Origin of the sequence: Mucilaginibacter sp. (assembly GCF_028288105.1) — a bacterium.
GTDB lineage: Bacteria > Bacteroidota > Bacteroidia > Sphingobacteriales > Sphingobacteriaceae > Mucilaginibacter.
This window is the reverse complement of record NZ_JAQBOI010000130.1, coordinates 1-23,806: the sequence shown is the minus strand read 5'-3', so window position 1 is coordinate 23,806 and position 23,806 is coordinate 1. Positions and strand designations below refer to the sequence as shown.

At 40.1% G+C, this 23,806-nt stretch carries 14 protein-coding genes; 11 read left to right on the top strand and 3 right to left on the bottom strand.

Annotation, left to right across the window (positions count from 1 at the left end):
- Positions 1–46 precede the first annotated feature (46 nt).
- The 5 genes from JWQ85_RS09020 to JWQ85_RS09000 all read left to right on the top strand — a co-directional run bounded on the left by JWQ85_RS09020 (position 47) and on the right by JWQ85_RS09000 (position 13,346).
- Positions 47–1,576 carry a DUF6377 domain-containing protein gene (locus JWQ85_RS09020; RefSeq protein WP_299467102.1) on the top strand — a complete coding sequence of 510 codons (1,530 nt, stop codon included), beginning with the start codon at positions 47–49 and terminating at the stop codon, positions 1,574–1,576.
- A gap of 457 nt (positions 1,577–2,033) precedes the next feature.
- Entirely contained in the window at positions 2,034–5,072 is a 3,039-nt protein-coding gene (locus JWQ85_RS09015) for a SusC/RagA family TonB-linked outer membrane protein (protein WP_299467100.1), read from the top strand.
- A gap of 13 nt (positions 5,073–5,085) precedes the next feature.
- Positions 5,086–6,624 carry a RagB/SusD family nutrient uptake outer membrane protein gene (locus tag JWQ85_RS09010; protein ID WP_299467098.1) on the top strand — a complete coding sequence of 513 codons (1,539 nt, stop codon included), beginning with the start codon at positions 5,086–5,088 and terminating at the stop codon, positions 6,622–6,624.
- A gap of 154 nt (positions 6,625–6,778) precedes the next feature.
- Complete coding sequence (locus JWQ85_RS09005; protein WP_299467096.1) at positions 6,779–10,006, top strand: VCBS repeat-containing protein; 3,228 nt, start codon at positions 6,779–6,781, stop codon at positions 10,004–10,006.
- 7 nt (positions 10,007–10,013) lie between these two features.
- Positions 10,014–13,346: a VCBS repeat-containing protein gene (locus JWQ85_RS09000; RefSeq protein ID WP_299467094.1), complete on the top strand. Its 3,333-nt coding sequence runs from the start codon at positions 10,014–10,016 to the stop codon at positions 13,344–13,346.
- Positions 13,347–13,352: 6 nt separating this feature from the next.
- Here the strand turns inward: JWQ85_RS09000 and JWQ85_RS08995 are convergent, their stop codons facing one another.
- On the bottom strand, positions 13,353–14,291 hold the full coding sequence (locus tag JWQ85_RS08995; protein WP_299467092.1) for a hypothetical protein: 939 nt from the start codon (positions 14,289–14,291) through the stop codon (positions 13,353–13,355).
- Between the two features lie 207 nt (positions 14,292–14,498).
- Between JWQ85_RS08995 and JWQ85_RS08990 the strand changes: the two genes are divergently transcribed.
- The 3 genes from JWQ85_RS08990 (at position 14,499) to JWQ85_RS08980 (ending at position 18,407) form a co-directional block, all read left to right on the top strand.
- Positions 14,499–15,827 (top strand): vanadium-dependent haloperoxidase, encoded by a 1,329-nt coding sequence (locus tag JWQ85_RS08990; protein WP_299467090.1) that lies wholly within the window; start codon positions 14,499–14,501, stop codon positions 15,825–15,827.
- A gap of 10 nt (positions 15,828–15,837) precedes the next feature.
- Positions 15,838–17,877, top strand: a complete 2,040-nt coding sequence (locus JWQ85_RS08985; RefSeq protein WP_299467088.1) for a glycoside hydrolase family 65 protein — start codon at positions 15,838–15,840, stop codon at positions 17,875–17,877.
- Between the two features lie 215 nt (positions 17,878–18,092).
- Positions 18,093–18,407: a hypothetical protein gene (locus JWQ85_RS08980; protein ID WP_299467086.1), complete on the top strand. Its 315-nt coding sequence runs from the start codon at positions 18,093–18,095 to the stop codon at positions 18,405–18,407.
- 13 nt (positions 18,408–18,420) lie between these two features.
- Here JWQ85_RS08980 and treA read toward each other — a convergent pair whose 3' ends face one another.
- Positions 18,421–19,992 carry an alpha,alpha-trehalase TreA gene (treA, locus tag JWQ85_RS08975; RefSeq protein ID WP_299467084.1) on the bottom strand — a complete coding sequence of 524 codons (1,572 nt, stop codon included), beginning with the start codon at positions 19,990–19,992 and terminating at the stop codon, positions 18,421–18,423.
- Positions 19,993–20,081: 89 nt separating this feature from the next.
- Positions 20,082–20,741 carry a phosphatase PAP2-related protein gene (locus tag JWQ85_RS08970; RefSeq protein WP_299467082.1) on the bottom strand — a complete coding sequence of 220 codons (660 nt, stop codon included), beginning with the start codon at positions 20,739–20,741 and terminating at the stop codon, positions 20,082–20,084.
- A gap of 206 nt (positions 20,742–20,947) precedes the next feature.
- On the opposite strand from JWQ85_RS08970, the gene eat reads away from it, so the two are divergent.
- The 3 genes from eat to eutB form a co-directional block, all read left to right on the top strand.
- Positions 20,948–22,294, top strand: coding sequence for an ethanolamine permease (gene eat, locus JWQ85_RS08965; RefSeq protein ID WP_299467080.1), 1,347 nt, complete (start codon positions 20,948–20,950; stop codon positions 22,292–22,294).
- Positions 22,295–22,431: 137 nt separating this feature from the next.
- Positions 22,432–22,800, top strand: coding sequence for a cupredoxin domain-containing protein (locus JWQ85_RS08960; RefSeq protein WP_299467078.1), 369 nt, complete (start codon positions 22,432–22,434; stop codon positions 22,798–22,800).
- 176 nt (positions 22,801–22,976) lie between these two features.
- Positions 22,977–23,806, top strand: an 830-nt coding sequence (eutB, locus tag JWQ85_RS08955; RefSeq protein WP_299467076.1) for an ethanolamine ammonia-lyase subunit EutB, incomplete at its 3' end; no start/stop codon positions are given.

The following is a 23,806-nucleotide window of genomic DNA, read 5'->3' as shown; positions in this document are numbered from 1 at the left end:
TCCGTCCATATCAATTGGTGCCGGTACTGATACTCTCCTTACAGCTTTGAAAATTGAAATCAGCAGAAAAAATATATACGATGATCAAAAGCAGGCAAGGATACACCGCCTAAAGCAACTGCAGCATACAACTCCTAAAGTTGATTATGCAAAACAATACGATTTGTGCCTTAAACTGTATGACGAGTATAAATCATACCAGTATGATTCGGCTTATGTATATGTAAATAAGCTTAAGGAAATTAGTGTGTCAATGAACGATATGTCCAGGGCTTATTACAGCCAGATAAAGCTGGGTTTCATACTGTTGTCATCGGGTATGTTTAAAGAAACCTTTGACAGTATGCGCAAGGTTGACCCTAAAATGCTTAACGACTCTATGAAGGTGGAGTATTATTTTATAATGTACCGCTGTAATACCGACCTTGCCAAATATAATAATGACAAATATTTCACCCCCAATTATTTAAAGATAGGGAATGCTTATATCGATTCGGCTATTAAATTGAGTAAACCCGGGTCTGTAGATCGTATTTATTATACGGGTTTAAAGCATGTTGGCGAAAACGACAATAATCGCGGCTCGCAGGAGCTTAATAAGCTTTTAGTGCCAAATGCGCAAATATCAATGCACTTGCGCGCCATGATAACCTGTTCGCTGGGGCAAATTTATATTAACAGCGATAAAAAAGAAGAAGGTACAAAGTTGCTTGTGCAATCTGCCATTGCAGATATTAAATCATCTACCAAAGAAACCGTAGCCCTTTTTACTCTTGCCGAGCAGCTTTATAAGGCGGGTAACATAAAAGATGCCTATAGTTTTATTCAGTTGGCCAAGGCCGATGCCGATTTTTATGGCGCCCGGCAGCGTAAGATACAGATAGGAGCTATTTTGCCTCTGGTTGCTGCCGAAGAGTTGAGCCATTCGGAAAAAGAAAAACATACCATATTAACGTACCTGTTGGCAATAACGGCCCTGGCATCATTAGTTATTTTGTTTTTAGTGATGATATACAAGCAATTGGGTAAGCTTAAACACAAGGAACGTATCATTGAAGACCAGAATGTGCAATTAAAAGATATTAATTACAAGCTGGTTGAAGATGCACATATTAAAGAAGAGTATATAGGGCAGTTCTTTAAGATCATATCGGGTTATATATTAAAACTGGAAAAGCTCAAGATGTCTATTGATACCAAACTGTCAATAAAGAAATATGATGATATAAGGTTGATAGTCAATAATATCAATATAAAAAAGGAACGGGAAGTATTATACTACAGCTTTGACCATATCTTTCTTAAAATATTCCCTAATTTCATATCTGTGTTTAATTCTCAGTTTGATGAGAAAGACCAGATATGGCCGCACGAGCATGAAGTATTAAATACAGACTTGCGCATATTTGCTCTAATACGCATGGGTATAAATGATAATGAAACCATAGCCAAGATATTGGAATATTCGGTAAATACTATTTATGTATACAAAATGCGTATCAAGGCGAAGTCTAAAAATCCCGACCAATTTGAACAGTGTATAATGGACATTAAGGCCGTTGATACCATTGAATAGTTAAAGCCGTTCCGCTATCTGTATTAAGTACTTTAAAAACTATTTAACGTACTATTTTACCCCTTTTTGTTATATAAAATCTAAAAATGACTTATATTTTTTAATATATTAAATTAATTAAATATCTTATTATTAGATAGTTAAGTTTAAATTCTTCTATATTTTTTTATATTTTAGGTAAACTTATAGGGATTGATGCTTAGGACAACCATCTTTGTATAGGGAGAGAATATTTTAATAAGTGATTGACTCTTTAAAATAGCACCCAAAGCTTCGAGAAGCACAATTATAAACCAATATATACTGTACCAATTTTATTAAGTTTTTACCGGGTAATAACATTACACGGCACCATGAATTTTGATTTGCTAAATTTTATGAGCAAACCTGTTTTATGATGTAAATGCAAACCATGTACTAAATTTTATATAACCAATTATTAATTAAACCACAAACTATGCAATTTAAACACTTACTCACACTATGTTTTTTTGCTTTAACCTGCTTCTTTGTTCAGCCTGCATTGGCTCAAAACAAAGTAGTAACCGGTAAAGTAACTGACAAGAAAGACGGTTCTACGCTTATTGGCGTATCGGTAGGCGCGGCAGGAGGTATTGGAACGTTAACCAGCGTTGACGGTACGTTCAGGCTTTCGGTACCGGCAAGCACAACTGCTTTAACCTTCACATATATTGGCTTCAAGAGCTTAACAGTTCCCCTTAACGGCCAATCATCTATCGCTGTATCACTTGAATCAGCAAGCACAGCTTTAAACGAAGTTGTTGTAATTGGTTACGGTACCCAGCGTATTAAAGACGCAACAGGGTCTGTAGCATCATTAAGCCCTAAAGATTTCAACAAGGGTGTTATTGCAACTCCTGAACAATTATTACAAGGCCGTATTGCGGGCGTACAGGTAACACCAGCAAGTGGTGAACCTGGTGCAGGTGCAACTATCAACATACGTGGTGCTAGTTCTATCCGTTCGGGTAGCAGCCCATTATATGTTGTGGATGGTGTGCCTTTAGATAATGGCGGTACCGCAGGTGGTTTTGATAGCGGTGCTGGTGGTTCATCGGCTCGTAACCCTTTAGCATTTATTAACCCGGCGGATATCGAGAATATCTCAGTATTAAAAGATGCATCTGCTTCGGCTATCTACGGATCACGTGGTGCCAATGGTGTTGTTTTAATTACTACCCGTAAAGGCCGTAAAGGCCAGGGCATACAGTTTGGTGCAAGCACAAGCATATCTAAAGCTGCTAAAACTTATGACCTGCTTGGTCGCGAAGACTTCTTAAAAGGTGTAGAAAGCGTAGGTTCTAATCCTGGTACTGTTGCACAAGGCGGTGTAGATTACGGCGCCAATACAGACTGGCAAAAAGAAATTTTGCGTACTGCAATATCTCAAAACTATAATTTAGCTTTTGGCGGCGCAAGCAATACAGGTAATTACCGTGCCTCTTTGGGTTACGATAACCAACAAGGTATTGTTAAAAGGACAGATTTAAAGCGTTTAACCGCTCGTATCAATGCATCACAATCATTTCTTGGTGAAAGATTGAGATTTGACCTGCAATCTTTATATTCAAATGTAAAAGACAGGTTTGCACCTATTACCAACAATGCCGGTTTTAACGGTAGCTTAATAGGAGCTGCAATTCAAACTAACCCAACTATTCCCGTATTTGATGCCAGTGGAAAATATTTTAGCTTAAACGGTTATGAACCTAACGGTTTTCCTAAAGGTAACAGTTTCAGAAACCCGGCTTCACTGTTAAATCAAATTGACGATACAGATAATATTAATCGTTTCCTGAACAATTTAACAATGACTGTAAGATTGTTTGAAGGGATATCATACAAGGGTAACTTTGGTGCTGATATATCAAGGGGCCAAAGAAAAACCTTCTACGATCCAAACATAGTTGGTTTTACAGACGAGGCTAATATAGGCGACTTTAAAATTCCTGGTGCAACATCTAATGGCCGTGGTATTTTGGTACATAACGAAATTACCAACTTAACTACAGAGCATACATTAAACTATGATAAAAAATGGTCTGACAACAGCTCGTTAACAGCTTTGGTTGGTTATTCATATCAATCGTTTAAAAACTTTAACCGTGGTAATCTGGCCTGGGGTACACAAACATCAGGCGAGTTTGTAAAAAACTTTGATGCATTTAAAAACCACATGCCGTATGATTTTAGTCTTAGAAACGGTTTAGATAGCAGCAGTTCTCAGTTACAATCATATTTTGCACGTGTTAACTACTCTTATAAAGACCGCTATATTGTAACAGGTACAATCAGAAGAGACGGTTCATCTCGTTTTGGTGAAAATCACCGATATGCTAACTTCCCTGCAGTAGCAGTTAAATGGCGCATAAGCAATGAAAGTTTTGCTCCCAAAAGCATATTTGATGATTTAAGCCTTAGGTTAAACTATGGTAAAACCGGTAACCAGGATTATCCTTCATACGCTTCGAAAGCTTTAAAGCAAACTAATTACCTGGGTACATCAAGCTCGGCATTAAATGCTGCGAACCCCGATCTGAAATGGGAAACACAAACAGCTTACGGTGCAGGTATTGATTTCACCGTTCTTAAAGGGCGTTTAAACGGTACAGTTGATTACTTTAACAAATCACAAGCCGATCTATTATTCTTACAAGATTTGGCACAACCGGCTGCATTTAACAGATACTGGGTTAATTTACCTGGTAACGTACGAAATACAGGTGTTGAAGTTGGGTTAAACTTTGCCGCAATACAGGGTAGCGGCTTTACCTGGGATATTGCTTACAACATGACCTTTATTAAAAACAGGGTTGAAAACTTTGGTAACCGTAACGTAATTACCGGTAATATTGATGGGCAAGGCTTATCTGGTGCATATTCACAATTCTTTGGTAATGGATATCCGCTATATAGCTTTGATCTTCCAAATTATTCAGGTTTGGATGCTAATGGTTTTGGTATCTACCCACAAGGTATTGATGCTTCAACAAAACAAGGCAGCCCGCTTCCAACATTTACAGCAGGTTTAACAAACAGCTTTGGTTATAAGAACTTCAGTTTCAGTTTCTTCTTAAACGGAGCTACCGGTTTTTATATCTACAACAACACAGCAAATGCATTCTTTTACAAAGGCAACCTTGTTGGTGGTCGTAACGTAACTAAAGCAGTAGCTGCAACAAATGAAAATGCACTTAACTCAGGTGAGGTATCAACCCGTTTCTTGGAAAAAGGCGATTTCTTAAGATTAAGCAACGCAACGTTAGGATATACATTCCCTGTAAAAGGTGGTACGTTTAAATCATTGCGTGTGTCACTAACTGGCCAAAACCTGTTCCTGATAACTGATTACAGTGGTCTTGATCCCGAAATTAATACAAACAAAGAAAGAAATGGCGTACCATCAAGGGGTATAGATTATACCGCTTATCCAAGTGCACGCACATTCACATTAGGTTTAAATGCAAGTTTCTAAAAAAAATATTAGTATGAAAAAAATAACATTAAGAGCAGCAATTTGCAGTATTGTTCTTTTAGCCGCTGCAGGTTGTGCAAAATTAAATGAGAAAACCTACGGATCTGTATCCGTAGATGAGGGGGGGGCTGCTTCTGCTGCCGATCTTAACGGTGTGTACTCACAATTAAACGGACAGGCAGACCAGGCAAATACCTATGCTTTGCAAGAGCATCCAACTGATGAGATGATGGGCCCAACGCGTGGTACTGACTGGGGTGATTTTGGCGCCTGGCGTAAATTACATACACACACGTGGAATGCTTCTCACGGTCAAATCAATGATACTTGGGATCAATTAAACATAGGTGTTTACCGTGCTACGCAAGTTATAAGCAGGGCAACCGATAACCAGATCAAAGCAGAGGCAAGTTTTTTACGCGCCTACTTCATGTTCCAGGTAGTTGATTTATATGGTCAGGCACCATTTCGTGACCCAAATGCACCAAACTCATCAATACCAGTTGTTTATAGCCGTACAGAGGCAACAGATTTTATTATTAAAGATCTGGAGTTTGCAGAAACAAACTTAACTACATCAGCTAATATTGGTGTAGCAAGTAAAGCTGCTGCACAAGCGCTATTAGCTAAAGTTTACTTAAACAGAGCTGTTTATACAGCCGGTACAGTTGGTGGGCCGTTCACATTTGCTAAAGCAGATATGGACAAGGTTATTGAATATGCTAATAAAGTTACAGCAGCCGGTTATACATTGGAGCCTGCAGGTAAATACTTCCAGGATTTTGCATGGGATAACTCAGAACAATCTCACGGTAACATATTTGGTATATATAATACGCCTTCTGTTGTAAAGGCATCTGCCAAAAACCGTTGGAAAATGGGCTTGCATTATAACCAGACCCCGGATGGCTGGAATGGCTTTACAACGCTTGCAGATTTTTACAACTCTTTCCAGGATGGTGACGAACGTAAAGGCCAGGCATATCCGGGCTTAACTGATAGAGTTGGTTTAAGGGCAGGTTTTGCAGTTGGGCAACAGTTTGGTCCTGCTAATAAAGCATTAACGCAAAGAAGTGGTAAACCATTAGTGTTTACACCAGAAGTAAACCTTAACTTTTCTACAGAAGCACAAGGTATAAGGGTATTCAAATATTTCCCACATCCAAATGCTGATGGTACTGTTACAGATAGCGGAGAAGATAACGATTATGTATTTTTACGTTATGCCGATGTATTGTTAGAGAAGGCAGAAGCAATTATGCGTGGCGGTACAGATCCTAATGGCCAAACAGCTTTAGCTATAGTAAATGCTATACGTGTACCACGTGGAGCAACAGCTTTAGCAACTGTAACTGAAGCAGACATGCTTGCTGAGCGTGGCCGCGAATTATACTATGAAGGTTGGAGAAGAAATGATCTGATCCGTTTCGGTAAATTTAACGATCCGGTTGATCAGCGCCCTACAGCAACCGATAAAACACGTACATTATATCCAATACCACAACGTGCGGTTGATACTAATCCTAATCTAAAACAAAACACAGGTTATTAATTGAAACCAGTTTCCAATTAGTTATATTTGATTTTAAACGTAGCGAAGTAATTCGCTACGTTTGTTTTTTGTAACCATTATAATGTTAAATAGAAATACCCTTTTCTCCCTAATTGTTATTTTTATTGGTTTATCATCTTGTACTAACAATGATGTGAAAGATCCACTCTTCTCGTTACAATCTAACAATGCACTGGGTGTTGATTTTGTTAACCAATTGGTTGATAAAAGCCAGACCAACATTTTTACTTTTCGTAATTATTATAATGGCGGCGGCGTTGCCATTGGCGATGTAAATAACGATGGATTAAATGATATTTACCTAACATCAAACCAGGGCGGCAATAAACTCTACTTAAATAAAGGAAACTGGAAATTTGATGATGTTACCAATAAGGCAGGTGTAAAAGGTACTAAGTACTGGAGCACCGGTGTTACCATGGTTGATATTAACGGCGATGGCTGGCTGGATATTTATGTTTGCCATAGCGGCAATGTTATTGACAGAAAGGGCAACGAGCTTTTTATTAATCAACATGATGGCACCTTTAAAGAAGAAGCCGAAAAATATGGCTTAACCGATAACGGCCTATCAACCCAGGCTATATTTTTTGACCTTGATAATGACGGTGATCTGGATTGTTTTGTACTCAACAATTCTTTCAGGCCTATTGGGTCGTTCGACTTTAGTAAAAATTTACGAGCCGTGGTTGATGAATTAGGCGGTGCACATTTATACCGTAATGATGGTGGGCACTTTACTAATATTACCAAACAAGCAGGTATATTTTCGAGCGACATTGGTTTTGGTTTAGGAGTATCTGTGGCCGATGTTAATGAGGACGGTTACCCTGATATTTATGTATCAAATGATTTTTTTGAACGCGATTACTTATATATCAACCAGCATGACGGAACATTCAAAGAGGATATCCAATCAGAAATGGGGCACTTGAGCCTGGCTTCAATGGGATCAGATATTGCCGATATTAATAATGATGGCAACCTTGATATTTTTACTACCGAAATGCTGCCCGAAAGCGATAAACGAATGAAGCAAATAACCTCGTTCGAATCATTTGATGTTATTAAGTTAAAACAAAACGATGGCTATTATAATCAGTTTATGCAAAATTGCCTTCAGTTAAATAATGGCGATGGTACATTCTCTGAAATTGCATTTAATGCCGGCGTAAGCGCTACCGACTGGAGCTGGGGGGCATTGTTTTTTGATATGGATAACGATGGCTGGAAAGATATTTTTGTATCAAACGGTATATTTAAAGACCTTACCGACCAGGATTATGTTGAGTTTTTGGGCAATCGCGAAAACATGGATAAAATTGCGGAAAAAAGAAAATTCGATTATAAAAGCTTTGCCGATAAAATGGTGTCCACACCCGTTAGCAGCTACGCCTTTATAAATAATCGCAACTTAACCTTTACCAATAAAGCCCACGAGTTTGGGTTAGATCAGCTATCATTTAGCAATGGTGCTGCATATGGCGACCTTGATAATGATGGGGATAATGATCTGATAGTGAATAACGTTAATTCGCCACTGTTCATCTATAAAAGCAATGCAGAAAAACTGCACAATAATTATATCCAACTAAAACTACAAGGCGATGGGCTTAACCGTTTCGGGGTAGGTGCAACCATAAAAGTTTATTCAAAAAATTCATCAATTATATATTACCAGCAGCCAACCCGTGGGTTTGAAAGCAGTACATCGCCAAACTTGCTTACCATTGGTTTAGGGAAAGTTAAGCAGATAGATTCGGTGCAAATTATTTGGCCAGGCGGCAAATACCAGGGCGCTAAAAATGTGCAGGCCAATAAAGTTTATACTTATAAAATAGCCGATGCCAAACTACAGTACAATTTTACAAAACCACCTGTAAAAACCTTGTTTGTTGAAGCAGAAAAAACCCTGTTCGATTCTGTACCTAAGCATACCGAGGATGGTTTTATAGATTTTGACAACGAACGCCTGATGCTGCAACTGTTATCAACCGAAAACCCTTACATGGCAAAAGGCGATATTAACAAGGATGGCTTGACCGATTTTTATTTTGGCGCTTCAAAAGATAACCCCGCCGCCATATATGTTCAACAAAAAGGCGGAAAGTTTAAACAATATATTCCGGAAGATTTAGAAAAGCAAAGCTACCTGGAGAATGCAGGCGCTGCATTTGGCGATTTTGATGGCGATGGCGACGAAGACCTTATTATTGGTGTAGGTGGCAACGCGGAAGAAGCAGGTACAAATATTTATTTCCCACGCTTTTACGAAAACGACGGCAAGGGTAACCTGCATCGTAATGCGCAAAAATCAATACAGGTATCGGTAAATGCTTCGGTAATTACCGCCTGCGATTACGATAAGGATGGGCATCCTGACTTGTTTATTGGCGGCCGAAGTGTTCCGGGTACCTACGCGGTTTCACCAAATTCGTATGTGATGCATAATGATGGTAAAGGCAACTTTACTGATGTTACAAAACAGGTTTTAGGTACCAATATTAAGCCGGGTATGATAACCGCGGCCCAATGGGCAGATATTGATAATAATGGCTATCCCGATCTGGTAATTGCAGGAAACTGGATGGGCATAAAAATATATAAGAACAATAAAGGCAAATTTACCGGGGATAAGCAGCTTGACGGTTACAAAGGATGGTGGAGCAGCCTCGAAATTGCCGATATAAACGGCGACGGAAAGCTGGATATCATAGCAGGTAATTTGGGTTTAAATTCAAAATTCAAAGCTTCGACCGCCGAGCCTATGAAAATATATGTGAAAGATTTTGATGGCAACGGTACAAAGGAATGCGTTACATCTATATATCGGGAAGGCGTTCCTTATGTATTCCATATGAAACCCGATCTTACCGGCCAAATGCCGATCCTCAAAAAGAAATATTTAAAATATACCGATTATGCCGGAAAACGCTTTAACGAGGTTTTTACAGCCGATATGTTGGAGGGAGCCGAGCAGCATGAGATGAATTATTTAGCTTCGGCGGTTTTCATAAATGGCAATAACAATAAATATACCTGTAAACCATTGCCTTACAACGCACAATTATCAAATGTGAGTGCCATTTTGTGCGATGATATTGATAACAGCGGTACACCAGCTATTATACTGGGTGGTAACTTTTATGGCTTTAAGCCCGAGGTTGGCCGTTTAGATGCAAGTTATGGCCAAATTTATAAATACACTAAAAACGGATTTGTTTATATTTCACCCGCGAAAAGTGGTATTAAACTTAACGGACAGGTAAGGTCATCGCTGATGATAAAAAATGGCCAGGGGGATAAGTACTATTTATTCGGGATAAACGATGATAAGCTTAAGGCTTATAAATTACGTTAAGCGCAATATGCTAAAGGCCAATTTATACAAACAAATCATAGTTACTTGCTGCACTATGCTAATTGGTATTACCATTTTTAGCTCGTGCAAGTCCAAAAAAAGTGGCGATGGCATTTTTAAACTCCTACCTGCCGAGCAAACCCATATTGATTTTGTAAACACAAATACTGTGACAGATTCGGTGAATATACTGGATTACCTATATTTTTATAATGGCGCAGGCATAGCATCTGCCGATTTTAATAATGATGGATTAGAGGATATTTACTTTGTATCAAACCAAGGTCCTAACAAGCTTTATCTAAACAAAGGCAATCTAAAATTTGAAGATATTACCGCTAAAGCGGGTGTTGCCGGTACCGGCAACTGGAAAACTGGTGTAACCGTTGTTGATATTAATGGTGATGGTTTAAAGGATATCTATGTTTGTGTGGTATCCAATTTTAAAAGTTTTAAAGGTAAAAATCAGCTATATATCAATAACGGCGATCTTACCTTTACCGAATCTGCAGCTAAATATGGGTTAGATTTTTCAGGTTTTTCTACCCAGGCATCCTTCCTTGACTATGATAAAGATGGCGATCTGGATATGTTCCTGCTCACCTCATCGGTGCATAGTAACGATACTTATGGTGATTCTACACTGCGCTTTAAAACCAGCCATGACGCCGGCGACCATTTATTTAGGAATGATAATAACAAGTTTACTGATGTTACTACTGGGTCGGGTATTTATCAGGCGCCAATTGGTTATGGTTTAGGCCTTAGCGTTGGCGATTTGAATAATGATGGTTGGGACGATATTTATGTAAGCAACGATTTTTTTGAGCAAGATTACTATTACATTAACCAAAAGAACGGAACATTTAAGGAAGAATTGAAAAGCGCCTTTGGCCACACCAGTTTATTTTCGATGGGAAATACACTGAGCGATGTTAACAAGGATGGGCACCTGGATGTGATAAGTACAGATATGCTTCCCGAGGAGATGAAGGCGCTAAAATCGACCATAAATGATGAGCCGCTTGATATTTATAACCAAGAGGTAAACGCCGGCTATTATTATCAATATTCAAAAAATAGCCTGCAGCTGAATGTAGGTAACGGTAAAAAGTTTGTAGATATCAGCTTGTATTCGGGCGTATCGGCAACAGACTGGACATGGTCGCCACTGGTACAAGATTTTGATATGGATGGCCGTAAGGATATGTTCTTTTCAAACGGGATAAAAAAACGCCTTAATGATATGGATTACCTGAAATACCTGGGTGACCCTAACGTAATAAAAGATTTTAAGACCAGCCGTTTCTTTGATAAGGAGAAAATAAATCTAATGCCCGATGGGGATGTACACAACTACCTGTATCATGGCGATGATAAATTAAAATTCAGCGATGTATCTGCCGGTAACGATATGCAGGATGCCTCTATATCCGCAGGCTCAGTAGCGGTTGATCTGGATAATGATGGTGACCTGGAGCTGGTTACAAATAACATGGATGCGCCGGCATACATCTATCAGAACATGACGATGGAAAACCGTAGCAAGAATAAGCCATCGTTCCTGAAACTGAGTGTGAAATATACCAAGGCCAACTTAGATGGTATCGGCACAAAATTGTATTTGCGCTCTGACAAACAAGTAGATCACCAGGAAATACAAACCAGTACGGCTTACGAAAGTACACAAGGCAACAACCTGCTCTTCACCTTTTTGCCCGGCGATAAACCCGTTGAACTGATGGTGCTATGGCCTGATAACTCTTACCAGGTAATTAAAAATTTCGCGTTGGATAAAAAATCGGTTATTACCTACGATAAGAGCAAAACCCAGTCTGTTACGGATGTGGTGGCTTTAGTTAACAACTTCATAAAAGATAAAAAGGAATTTACTTATACAGATGTAAAGGCGACTGTTTTAGCCACTATTCAACCGTTTGAAACACCCGATTTTAATTATTATGGCTTGCTGCCACATACTTATTTACCGCACATACCAGCCATTGCCGTTGCCGATGTAAACAAAGATGGCATTGATGATATTTATGTGGGTAGTATTGCGGGCGAAGAAAAGTACATTTTGGTCGGTACCAAAAACGGGGCTTTCAAGAAATTAGCTGTCGATGCTTTTGCACCGTTTAAGGAGCAAGGGGATACTGAAGCCCAATGGGCCGATGTAAATAACGACGGCCTGCCCGATCTGATTGTATTAAGCGCTAATCATCCATTTGTTGAAATGGGAAAAAGCATCCAACCCCGCCTGTATATTAACAAAGGAAATTACCAATTTGAATATAAGGCTTTACCAAATGTGAATACTTTGGTATCTAAAATATTCGCGTATGATTTTAATGGCGATGGGCTAAAAGACCTGTTTTTTAGCAGCGCGGTAAATTTCAGAGATTATACGGTAGCGGCAACATCAGTTGTGTTATTAAATAAAAACAATGGCAGCTTTAATGTCGCCCCCCAAAATCAGTTTGCCGATTTAACCCATATTCGCTACGTAACTAATATATCTACAGCAGATATTGACCATAACGGCACCAACGATATCATAATTAGCGCCGAATGGCAGCCTATACAAATATTCCTGAACAAGAATAATAAACTGGTTAAGTTTTCATCAGCATTGCTTGATAATGAAAAAGGGTGGTGGCAATCGGCAGTAATTACCGATATAGACGGTGATGGCAAAGCCGACCTGGTAGCAGGCAACTGGGGCGAGAACAATAAGTATAATGTAAACGGCAATCAGCCGCTGTATGCTTATAATAATGATGTAGATAAAGATGGAAAAAACGATTTGATACTATCGTATTTTTATAAAGAGCAATACTATCCTTTCCGCCCTAAGAATGACCTGGAGCAGGAGCTGCCATATCTTAAGAAGGAATTTCTTAGTTATCAAAAGATGGCTGATAAAACCACTGCCGAGATATTTAAAGATAGATTGACTGACAGCGGTCGCTTGGTTGCTAATCAGTTCAAAAGTATTTTTATCAGCGATATTTTAAATGCTAAACAAATAACAGAGCTGCCATATTTATACCAACAAGCCCCTATAAGATCAATTACACCGCTCAATAACAAGGCTGGTGATGTTTTGCTGAATGGTAATTTTTGGGGCGTAGTACCTTATGAAGGTAAATATGATGCTTTGGGTTTAGTTACCGCGCATTATGATAAGCGCGCAAAACAGTTATCAATGCCCGAATATTGGACAAATGCCATGTTAAATTCACAAGAAATAACACACATATACCCTTATAAAACCGCTACCGGTAATAGCTTTGTAATTACAACATACGGTGGCAAACTAATGCTTTTAAGCAAGTAATATCACTTAAAAAATAGGCCAGAATACCTTTGTTACCCATTTAGCGGTGTCCTTTTCGGCAATCCTATGAGTTATTAATGACTCGTAAGGCATGGCAGGCGATATTAATCTGTGATCTTTTTGGTAGTGCTTTAACTGGGTAAAAGCATTCAATATGGTGTTTTTACCTCCTTTAACTTCAGCTTCTAAAACATTGGCATTTTTAACCAACTTGTTTAATACCATACCGTTGCCGGGCTTTATTATTTTATTTATAGGGATAGCCACCATTATCTGATAGCCACCGTTTTCATCAGGGTGTACGTTCATCATTGGTGAATCAAGCTGAAGCGCATCTTGGGCTTTTATTTGTTTCCTTAAGCCGTTTGCCAAACTGTAAATAGTTTCCGGAGCAGGATAATCATTTAAATGAGTGGTTGAGGCAAGCACAATAGGGTTTTTGATATGCGATATTTTTATTGCCATGCCATAAACATTACTTTCGTTTTGCATGAATTTTTTAAAACGGGTTAATATCGTATCAATGTTTTTTGCGTGGCGTTTAATTTTAACAAACTGGGCTACGCGTTCAATAGGGTTAATGCTGCTTTGCATTTCGGTTAACCAGGTCACCTCACACAGACCCTCGCCGGTTGTTGCATATACTAATTGACTGTTTAACTCAATACTATCAATTTTGATAAGGGTTTTCATTTGGCTGTTGGTGCTTTCTTGCAGTACATAATCAGCACCATTATATGAAAAATGGATACTGTCGGCTGCGTTGTGCTGGCCTGGCCACCATTTGTGCCATTGCCGTTTATTTACCAGGAATTTTGATATGTTAACATCACTGGCATCAATCTCAATAACATTAGCTGTTTTTATTTTTTGAGGGATAACAAAGTAAATACTTATAAAAGCTAAAACAAGAATACCAATTACAAAGAGGGTGGGTTTTTTCATATAAAAATTCAGAAACATTTAGCGGCAAAACCAAGCTTAGTAAATAGCTTATTTGCGATGTAAAAGTAATTATTTAAGCGGGTTAATATCAAACAATATATGTGCTTATCTATTAGCAAAAAAACCTTATATTAGCCTGTAATCCAAGAAAAGCCAATATAAATTTGATGATCATAGCATCAGTTTTTCTTAAACCAATATTTTAATATGAACCGTTTCCTGTTATTAATTGCAGGTGTAATTTTAGTATTTACATCATGCAAAAAAGCCGACTACCAAAAAGTTACCCACGACCCCGAACTTTACCGGGTAACAGTAAAAAAACTGAATGACATTGTTCTCGAAAACAATTTTCCACCGGTTATTGCATCCCGTAATTATGTATATGCAAACATTGCCGCATATGAGGTTATAGCCGCCGGCGACCCACAACATTATCGTTCATTAGCCGGGCAAATAAAACATTTACCTGCTGCACCTAAACCAGAGCAGGGTAAAGAAATAGATTTTCAATTTGCATCATTATTGTCTTTTTGCTTTGTAGGTAATGCCGTCACTTTTCCCGAAGGCAGCATGTTCTCATACATTGATGAACTGAAGAAAAAAGCAAAAGATGCGGGTATGCCATCGGATGTGTTTAAAAACTCAGTCGCTTATTCAGATACTGTTGCAAAACACATCCTGAAGTGGAGTAAAAAAGATCACTACGCGCAAACCCGCTCTGCAAGCAAATATACTGTAACCCGTAAAGATGGCCGTTGGATACCAACCCCGCCAATGTACGCCCAGGCGCTTGAACCACATTGGGGAGAAATACGCCCCATGGTTTTAGATTCGGCATCACAGATCCCGGCACCCGAGCCGCCACCTTATAACATGACAGATAAAAACAGTGTGTTTTATAAATCTGTAATGGAAGTGAAGCAATTAGGTGATAGCCTTACTGCCGACCAAAAACACATGGCCGATTTTTGGGATGATAACGCCTTTAAAATGAATGTGGTAGGGCACGCTATGTTTGCCACTAAGAAGTTTGGCCCAGCCGGGCACTGGATGAATATTGCCGGCATTGGCTCAAAAATGAAAAACGCCGATTTTGGTACCACAGTAGTTGCTTACACACAAGCTTCAATAGCTTTGTTTGATGCTTTTATTAATTGCTGGTATGTAAAATATAAAGCAAACAGTGTACGCCCCGAAACGGTGATAACCAAATTAATTGACCCCGACTGGAGGCCACGGATCCAAACTCCACCATTCCCGGAATACATTAGTGGCCATGCTGTTATATCAGCGGCAGCAGCCGAAACACTTACCCATAATTTTGGTGATAATATGGCATATACCGATGCCTCAGAGTCGGAATTTGGGATACCTGCGCGTACATTTACATCGTTCAGGGCCGCCGCGCAAGAGGCTGCATTGTCACGCGTATATGGTGGTATCCACTACAAAAATGCTTGTATAATAGGTAGCATGTCTGGCCGCAAGATTGGCCAATTGGTGAACGAAAGACTAAAATTAAAGATAAAGTAACGGCGCTTTTATGAGAAGAATAGTCCCCCTTATTATACTGATAAACTTATTTGTCGTTGCAAATTTATCGGCACAAAATGTTAATCCCTGGATAATTAAGGCCGATAAAATTGACCCGAATAACTACTACGGGATAACCGCGGCCAATGGCATGATTGGTATTGTGTCATCTCCCGAGCCGTTTAAGGTGAAAAATGTGGTGCTTGCCGGCGCATATGATCTGTATGGACGTGGCCGTGTAAGCAACTTTTTAAACAGTTTTAACCTGTTAAACATGTACCTGGAGGTTGATGGCAAACGCCTTGATGCCAAAATGGTAAGCAACATGAAGCAGGAACTGGATATGCAGCATGCCGCAATGACCACTACGTTTGATTATGGCGATAAAGCAAGTATTAAATACACCTATTACTCGTTAAGGCAATTGCCTTTTACGGTGCTAATGGATGTTGCCATTACCGCCAAAAAGGCTATCAATATAACCGCTGCCAGCGTTATGGAAGCGCCGGATGCATTAAAAGAGGTGCAGAATTACTATAACGAAATTGACCGCCCTCATGTAACCATCAGCCTGCTAACCTCAACTGCTAAAAGCCCTACAGGTAAGTTGCAGCTTAGCGCTTCAACCTCGTTTTTGTTTAACGAAGAGCATGGTAAAGAACCGCGTGTTATCCACGAAATGTGGGATAACAACATGCACCTGATGAAGTTTAGCCGTGCTATTGCAGCGGGGCAAACTTATAAATATGGAGTTACAGGATCGTCCACAACATCGGCACACCACGCTGACCCATTGAATGAAGCCGAACGCCTGACCATATTTGCTAAGCTGGAAGGCCGCGACAGGCTGATCCAGTTTCACAATAAAGCCTGGGACGAACTTTGGAAAAGCGATATCCAGATTGAAGGCGATGCGCAGGCACAACAGGATATACATAGCATGCTATATCACTTGTACTCCTTCTCTCGTGCGGGCACTGCATTGTCGCCGTCACCAATGGGCTTATCAGGTTTAGGTTATAATGGACACGTGTTTTGGGATACTGATATATGGATGTTCCCGGCCATGTTGATATTGCACCCGGAAATTGCCAAATCAATGGTGGAATATCGTTTCGAAAGATTGGAGAACGCGCGTAAAAACGCTTTCTCGCATGGCTATAAAGGAGCTATGTATCCCTGGGAGAGTGCTGATACCGGCGTAGAAGAAACACCTGTATGGGCATTGAGCGGCCCGTTTGAGCACCATATTAGTGCCGATGTGGCATTGGCCGCATGGAGCTATTACTGTGTAACCCAGGATAAACAATGGCTGCGAGATAAAGGCTGGCCAATATTATCTGCCACGGCTGATTTTTGGGCAAGCAGAGTAGAACGTAACGGCGCTGGTCATTATGATATAAAGAACGTAGTGGCTGCCGATGAATGGGCGGAGAATATTGATAACAATGCTTTTACCAATGCCGCTGCACAAGCTAACCTGATGAATGCCACAGCCGCCGCCAAAATATTAGGTATGCAGGCCGACAGCGATTGGGTGAATGTTGCCAATAATATCCCCATTCTAAAAATGGCCAACGGTGTAACTCAGGAGCATGCACAATACAAAGGCGAAGGCATTAAGCAAGCCGATGTAAACCTGCTGGCCTATCCGCTAAAAACGATAACCGACCCGGCACAGATAAAAAAAGATCTGGAATATTATGAAACTCGCGTACCAAACGAAGGTACCCCAGCCATGACACAGGCTGTATTTGCCTTGCTGTATGCCCGGTTAGGTAATGGCAATAAAGCCTATCACTTTTTTAAAGACGGTTATGAGCCAAACCTTAACCCGCCTTTCCGTGTAATTGCCGAAACTAAGGGCGGTACAAACCCATACTTCGCTACAGGTGCAGGTGGTATAGTACAAAGCCTGTTAATGGGCTTTGGCGGACTGGATATTACCCCAGCCGGCATTGTTCAGATAAAAAGCAAGCTACCATCCAACTGGAAATCATTAAAAATTACCGGAGTTGGTGTAAATAAGGCGACATACACGGTGAAATAAATTGCCTATATTCTTGCCGTCGCTTGGCTCCAGCCGAGTGACCGTTATTATAAGGCCTCCGGCCTGCGAAACAATGCGACGAAGACGTCGTGAAATAGTCGTCGCTCGGCAGGAGCCGAGCGACTGCGGGAGTGTTTTATAATCATTTTGCGCGAGCCTAATGATGGCGCACTAATTAAATTATTAATACATTATATAAATATATTATAGAAATTATGAGCCAAGAGGAGTTAGGAAAAACATATAAATTGTTCAGTAGGGAAGGGGATATTGCGATTTATGGAAAAGATTTTGTCGAAAATATGGAATCATTTGAAAGTTCTTTAAATGCTATTGATGAAAAATATAATTGGTTTTTTAAAGGCTTTCCAGAAAATAGAAGGAAATCAATTGAACATTTAAACATAGGTTATACAGATCGATATTTAAAGATAATTACATCGGATGGATTGGTCAATGCAGAAATTATAAAGGATATAAAAAATGCATATTTAAAGCAATTTACTGGTGCTCCAATTGAGGTTATATAACGGATATTTTATCTTACTCCCCTTGCTTCTCATCAAACTTATATCTGTTCATCAGCTTCAATAACACTCCATTCGTCCAACCGAAACCATCTTGTAGGGGGTATTCGCCGCCGCCTGCGGTAAGGCTGGTATCAACAACATTATATTTCTCTAATAGCTTGCCGGTTTGTTTAAACACCCGGATGTTCAGTTTTAGCCAACGGGTAGCAATGTCTTTTGCCAGTTCGCTGTGGCCGTAATTCTCCAGTCCGTCAATAGCCATATATTGCAGTGGGGCCCATCCGTTTGGCGCATCCCATTGCTGGCCGCTAAAGTTTAAGGTAGTAACCAATCCGCCGGGTTTCAGAAAGTTGGCTTTAAGTCCTTCAGCTATTTTGTTGGCTTGTGCCGGTGTAGCAATTTTAAACTCCAGTGGGAAAACAGCGGCTAAAGTTGGTATGGTTGAGAGCTGCTTTGTTGTCCAGTTATAATCGCCAAACCAGCCTGTTTTTTCATCCCAAAAGTATTTTAGGATAGCTTGTTTACGGATTTCGGCTTTGGCTTGATAGCTTTTATAAAGTGCTTGGTTGCCTTTTATTTGATAAGAATGTGCAATGGTTAGCTCCAGGTTATACATGAGGCAGTTAAGGTCTACAGGTGCCAAATCGGTAGTTTGAATAGTGCCCAATGTGGCTGCATCAGCAAACCAGCGGCTGCTAAAATCCCAACCCGAAGCAGCTGCCGCACGGATGTTATGATAGAAAACAGGCAAGGGTTGTTTTGTGGTTTGGGCTGCATCCACATCTTTAATATAACTTTCCTCGCGTGGCTCGTCACTTTCATCCCAGTAGCGGTTAAGTAAGGTGCCATCGGCCATACGTACTGTACGGTGGGCGGCCTTGTTGTTTGCCAATGCTGCGCTACCCATCATCCAGTAATTATATTCCTTTATTAGTTGTGGTTGATATTTGGTAAGTATAGCATCGCCCTCGCTTTTGGCAAGCAGGTTCACCATCAGCGAAAAAAACGGTGGCTGTGAGCGGGTAAGGTAATAGGCACGGTTACCGTTTGGGATAAAGCCGTAGGTGTCTATCAGGTAAGCAAAATTATCGATCATATTGCCGATAACCTTTGTCTGTTTGCTTTCCTGCAAGCCCAGCATAGTAAAATAACTGTCCCAATAATAGATCTCGCGGAAACGGCCCCCGGGAACTATGTATGGGTTTGGTAATGCAGCCAGCGATGATAGTTTTGAAGCGGCATCAGGCTTACGCTGCAGTACCTGCCAAAGGGTATCAATATGCTTACGGATACCGTCCTCAATATCGGTTTGAAAGGCGTGAGTCGCGGCAGGAACGGTAAAATTAGTAAGCACAAACTCTTTTAAATCGAAACCCTTTTTGCCTAATTGCTCGTTATAAGCCTTCATGATAAGCGAGGGCGTATATTTGGGCGTACAGTCTACAAATGTTTTATTATCGGGGAATATATCTGATGATTGTACCGCCTCAAATAAACCGGGGAATAACTGGCGGGGCGTTTTTTGCTGTGCATTAGCAAACCAAGTACATAGCATTAAAGCTATAACTATTAAAATTTTTTTCATTTGTAGGGGCTATTCTTATTGGCTGGAACAGTCCTTAAATTTAAGCTTTTAACGCAGTAAATCAAGGGGTTTAATGAAGAGGGAGAGACTTAATTTTCGCTGTTTTTCAGCTTGTTTAGCTTCAAAAAATACCGTGTTAACAAAAAGATTATATAAACTATAACCGGGGCTGCTATAACATCAATAGTATAATGTATATGCTGTACCAGTAATAGTACCATAACTACTACAATGGCTATAAAACCAAGTATCTTATCGGTGCGTTTTTCGAGGCATAAAAATATCAATACCAGTGTTGAGGTATGGCCCGAGAAAAACAGATCGCGTGTGATAACTACGTTGCCATAGAATATGCCTGTAAGCGGGTCAACCAAATGTATCAATCCGTTAGGAGGATCCAGTGCTACCAGGTAAATACTGGTCATCCGGGCTATATTGATAAATATCAGTGTCCAAACGTAATTGATATAGATAACAGGATTATAAAGGGCCCTGATGAATATCAAAATCGCCATTCCCCATATAATGGCAAAAATTATTACAGATACATCATACGCCGGTAAGTGGGCAAGCACCCAATCGTCCAATACAATGCCTTTTCGTTTTTGTATATGATTAAAAAATATGGGAAGAGTAGATAATATGATGGCAACAATAAATGAGCCTATTAATAATTTATCACGCTTTTTTGGCGATTGCAGGGCAGCAGTCCAGGCTTGTTTTATAGAAGGGGTACCAAATTCCGTCACTATATAAATTATATTAGGGAGCGCAAATTTACTAAAACCCGCAATATTAAATAAGGGTTAGTTTAATATTACATTTTTGTTAGAAAAACCAGGAGTAAATTTAAGGTGGATGAAACTTTGTTAAAAATCTTATTTTTAATAGTCGCTTTTGTTCGGATACTTTTAATCAGTATCTTAATGCGTTATTAAATTCATAATTTAAACCTTTGGAAAACATAGACGCTAAACAACTAAAGCGGGTTTTAAAACCTATACACCTGTGGGCAATTGCCGTAGGCCTTGTAATATCCGGTGAATATTTTGGATGGAACCTTGGTTGGGGCGTGTCTGGCACCATTGGCTTTCTGATAGCCACATTGGTAATAACCGTAATGTACATTACTTTCATATTTAGCTATACCGAATTAACAACATCTATACCGCACGCAGGCGGCGCGTTTGCCTATGCTTACCGGGCAATGGGGCCCTTCGGCGGATTGATTGCCGGTTATGCTACGCTGATAGATTTCCTGCTAGCTACGCCTGCAATAGCTTTTTCTTTAGGGGCTTATCTGCACTTTCTGCATCCGCAAATTGGTGTTTTGCCTTCCGCGTTGTTTTTTAATGTGGTGTTCATCCTCATTAATATTTCGGGGACAAAAGAGTCGGCAACATTCTCGGTTTTCATAACCATTTTGGCCGTGGCCGAACTTTTACTTTTTATGGGAGTTGTGGCGCCGTCTTTTAAAATGGATAATTACCTGGCCAACCCAATGCCCTTTGGCTGGGGAGGCGTATTTGCGGCATTGCCATTCGCGGTATGGTTTTACCTGGCAATAGAAGGCGTTGCCATGGTTGCGGAAGAAGTGAAAGACCCAAAAAGAAATATCCCAAGAGGATATATATCGGCTTTAGCTACCCTGGTGTTTTTAGCTTTAGGCGTAATGATATTAACCGGCGGTATTACCGACTGGCGCAAACTAAGCAATCTGGATTACCCATTGCCCGAAGCTGTTGGTATAGTATTAGGTAAGGCCAATGGGCTAACAAAAATATTTGCCAGCATAGGTTTGTTCGGGCTGATAGCATCGTTTCATGGCACCATACTGGCATCGTCAAGGCAGGTGTTTGCAATGGCCAGGAGTGGTTATTTACCTCGCGGGCTGGCATCGGTCAACACAAAATTTAAAACCCCGCACTGGGCAATTATAGCAGGTGGGGTAATTAGTTTTATAGCTTTATTTACAGGTACCACCGGGCAGATCATTATCCTATCGGTAATGGGGGCAGTGGTTATGTATATGATGAGTATGATAAGCCTGTTTATACTCCGTAAGAAAGAACCACGCATGGAACGGCCTTTCGCTGCCGTGTTTTACCCGGTGTTCCCGGCGGTGGCATTAATGATTTCTACCGTGTGCATGTTTGCTATTATGTATTACAACTTTAAGCTAAGCCTTATATTTTTTGCCGGATTAGCGCTTGCAATAATTGTATTTATGCTGATGGGAAAGCATAAATTGAAAATTTTAGATGATGTACTGCTGGAAAAAGCACAAGAAATAGAAATATAAAATATTACCAAAAATATTAACACTATTAATCAATGGCTTAACCAACATTCGGAATTATTTAGCGAAAAGGTTATCCCGGTAAAGCAACCATCCCGTAAATGTGCCCGTAATTATATTAAACATTTAAAACATTTAATATGAAAAAGTACATCTTAGGAATATCGCTAATGATAGCTGTTGTTGTTATTGCTATTGCGGCTTGTTCCAAATCTGACAGTAGCAATACCCCAGCACCCCCTACAAACAACCCTACTGCCGCTAATGTAAGCATAAAGAATTTCGCCTTTTCCCCGGCTTCGGTAACTATAAAGGCGGGTGGAACTGTAGGTTGGACAAATGCCGATGCTGACGCGCATACAGTAACTGATAATAACGGCGGTTTTGATAGTGGCGCTATAAACGCCAACGCAAAATATTCTCATACTTTTGCTACAGCCGGTACTTACACCTACCATTGCACTTTTCACTCTATGATGGCAACTGCAACTGTTGTAGTAACCAATTAATACATGTTGATCAACTAATAAGCATCTGCCGGAGTAGGGTTGGGTTGTTTAAGAACGGATACTCATGGCGGGTGCTTTTTTATTGTATAGCATCGTTATTCCCCTCTAATAAAAATTACTCCTTCCGTCTTGTTTTTACTCCGAACAATTTATCTTAGTAAAAACATAAAAGCAATATGCCGTATCAGCATACCATACTTGGTAACATTTACAGGTTTGATAATTTGCAGATATTGCTGGCGAAGGCATCGCCTTTCCGTACCGGGGATGCCCTGGCGGGATTAAGTGCCGAAACTTACGAAGAACGTGTTGCCGCGCAGATAACCCTTGCCGACGTTCCGCTAAAAACTTTCCTGAACGAGGCTATTATCCCATATGAAGAAGATGAGGTAACCCGGCTGATCATAGATAACCACGATGCTGGGGGTTTTGATCTGATAAGCCACTTAACCGTTGGCCAACTACGCGATTGGTTGCTAAAAGATGAAACTGATACCGTTATTTTAAAAAGCATTGAAAATTCTGTCACCCCAGAGATGGCTGCGGCAGTATCTAAAATAATGCGTAACCAGGATCTTATCGCGGTAGCAAAAAAATGTGAAGTAATAACCCGTTTTCGTAACACAATAGGGTTAAAAGGGCATTTCTCTACACGCTTACAACCTAACCACCCAACGGATGACCCGCGCGGGATTGCTGCAAGTTTAATTGAAGGGTTGTTATATGGCAGCGGTGATGCCGTTATTGGTATAAACCCGGCAACTGATAGCCCGGCGGCGGTGGCTAAAATTTTAACGTTGATAGATACATTAAGGCAGCAGTTTGATATCCCCACGCAAAGCTGTGTGCTCAGCCACATTACAACCACACTTGAATTAATTAATAAAAATGCACCTGTCGATCTGTGTTTTCAATCTATTGCCGGTACAGAAAAAGCCAATACAAGTTTTGGTATCAGCATAAATTTACTGGAAGAGGCTCACGAGGCAACGCTATCGCTAAACCG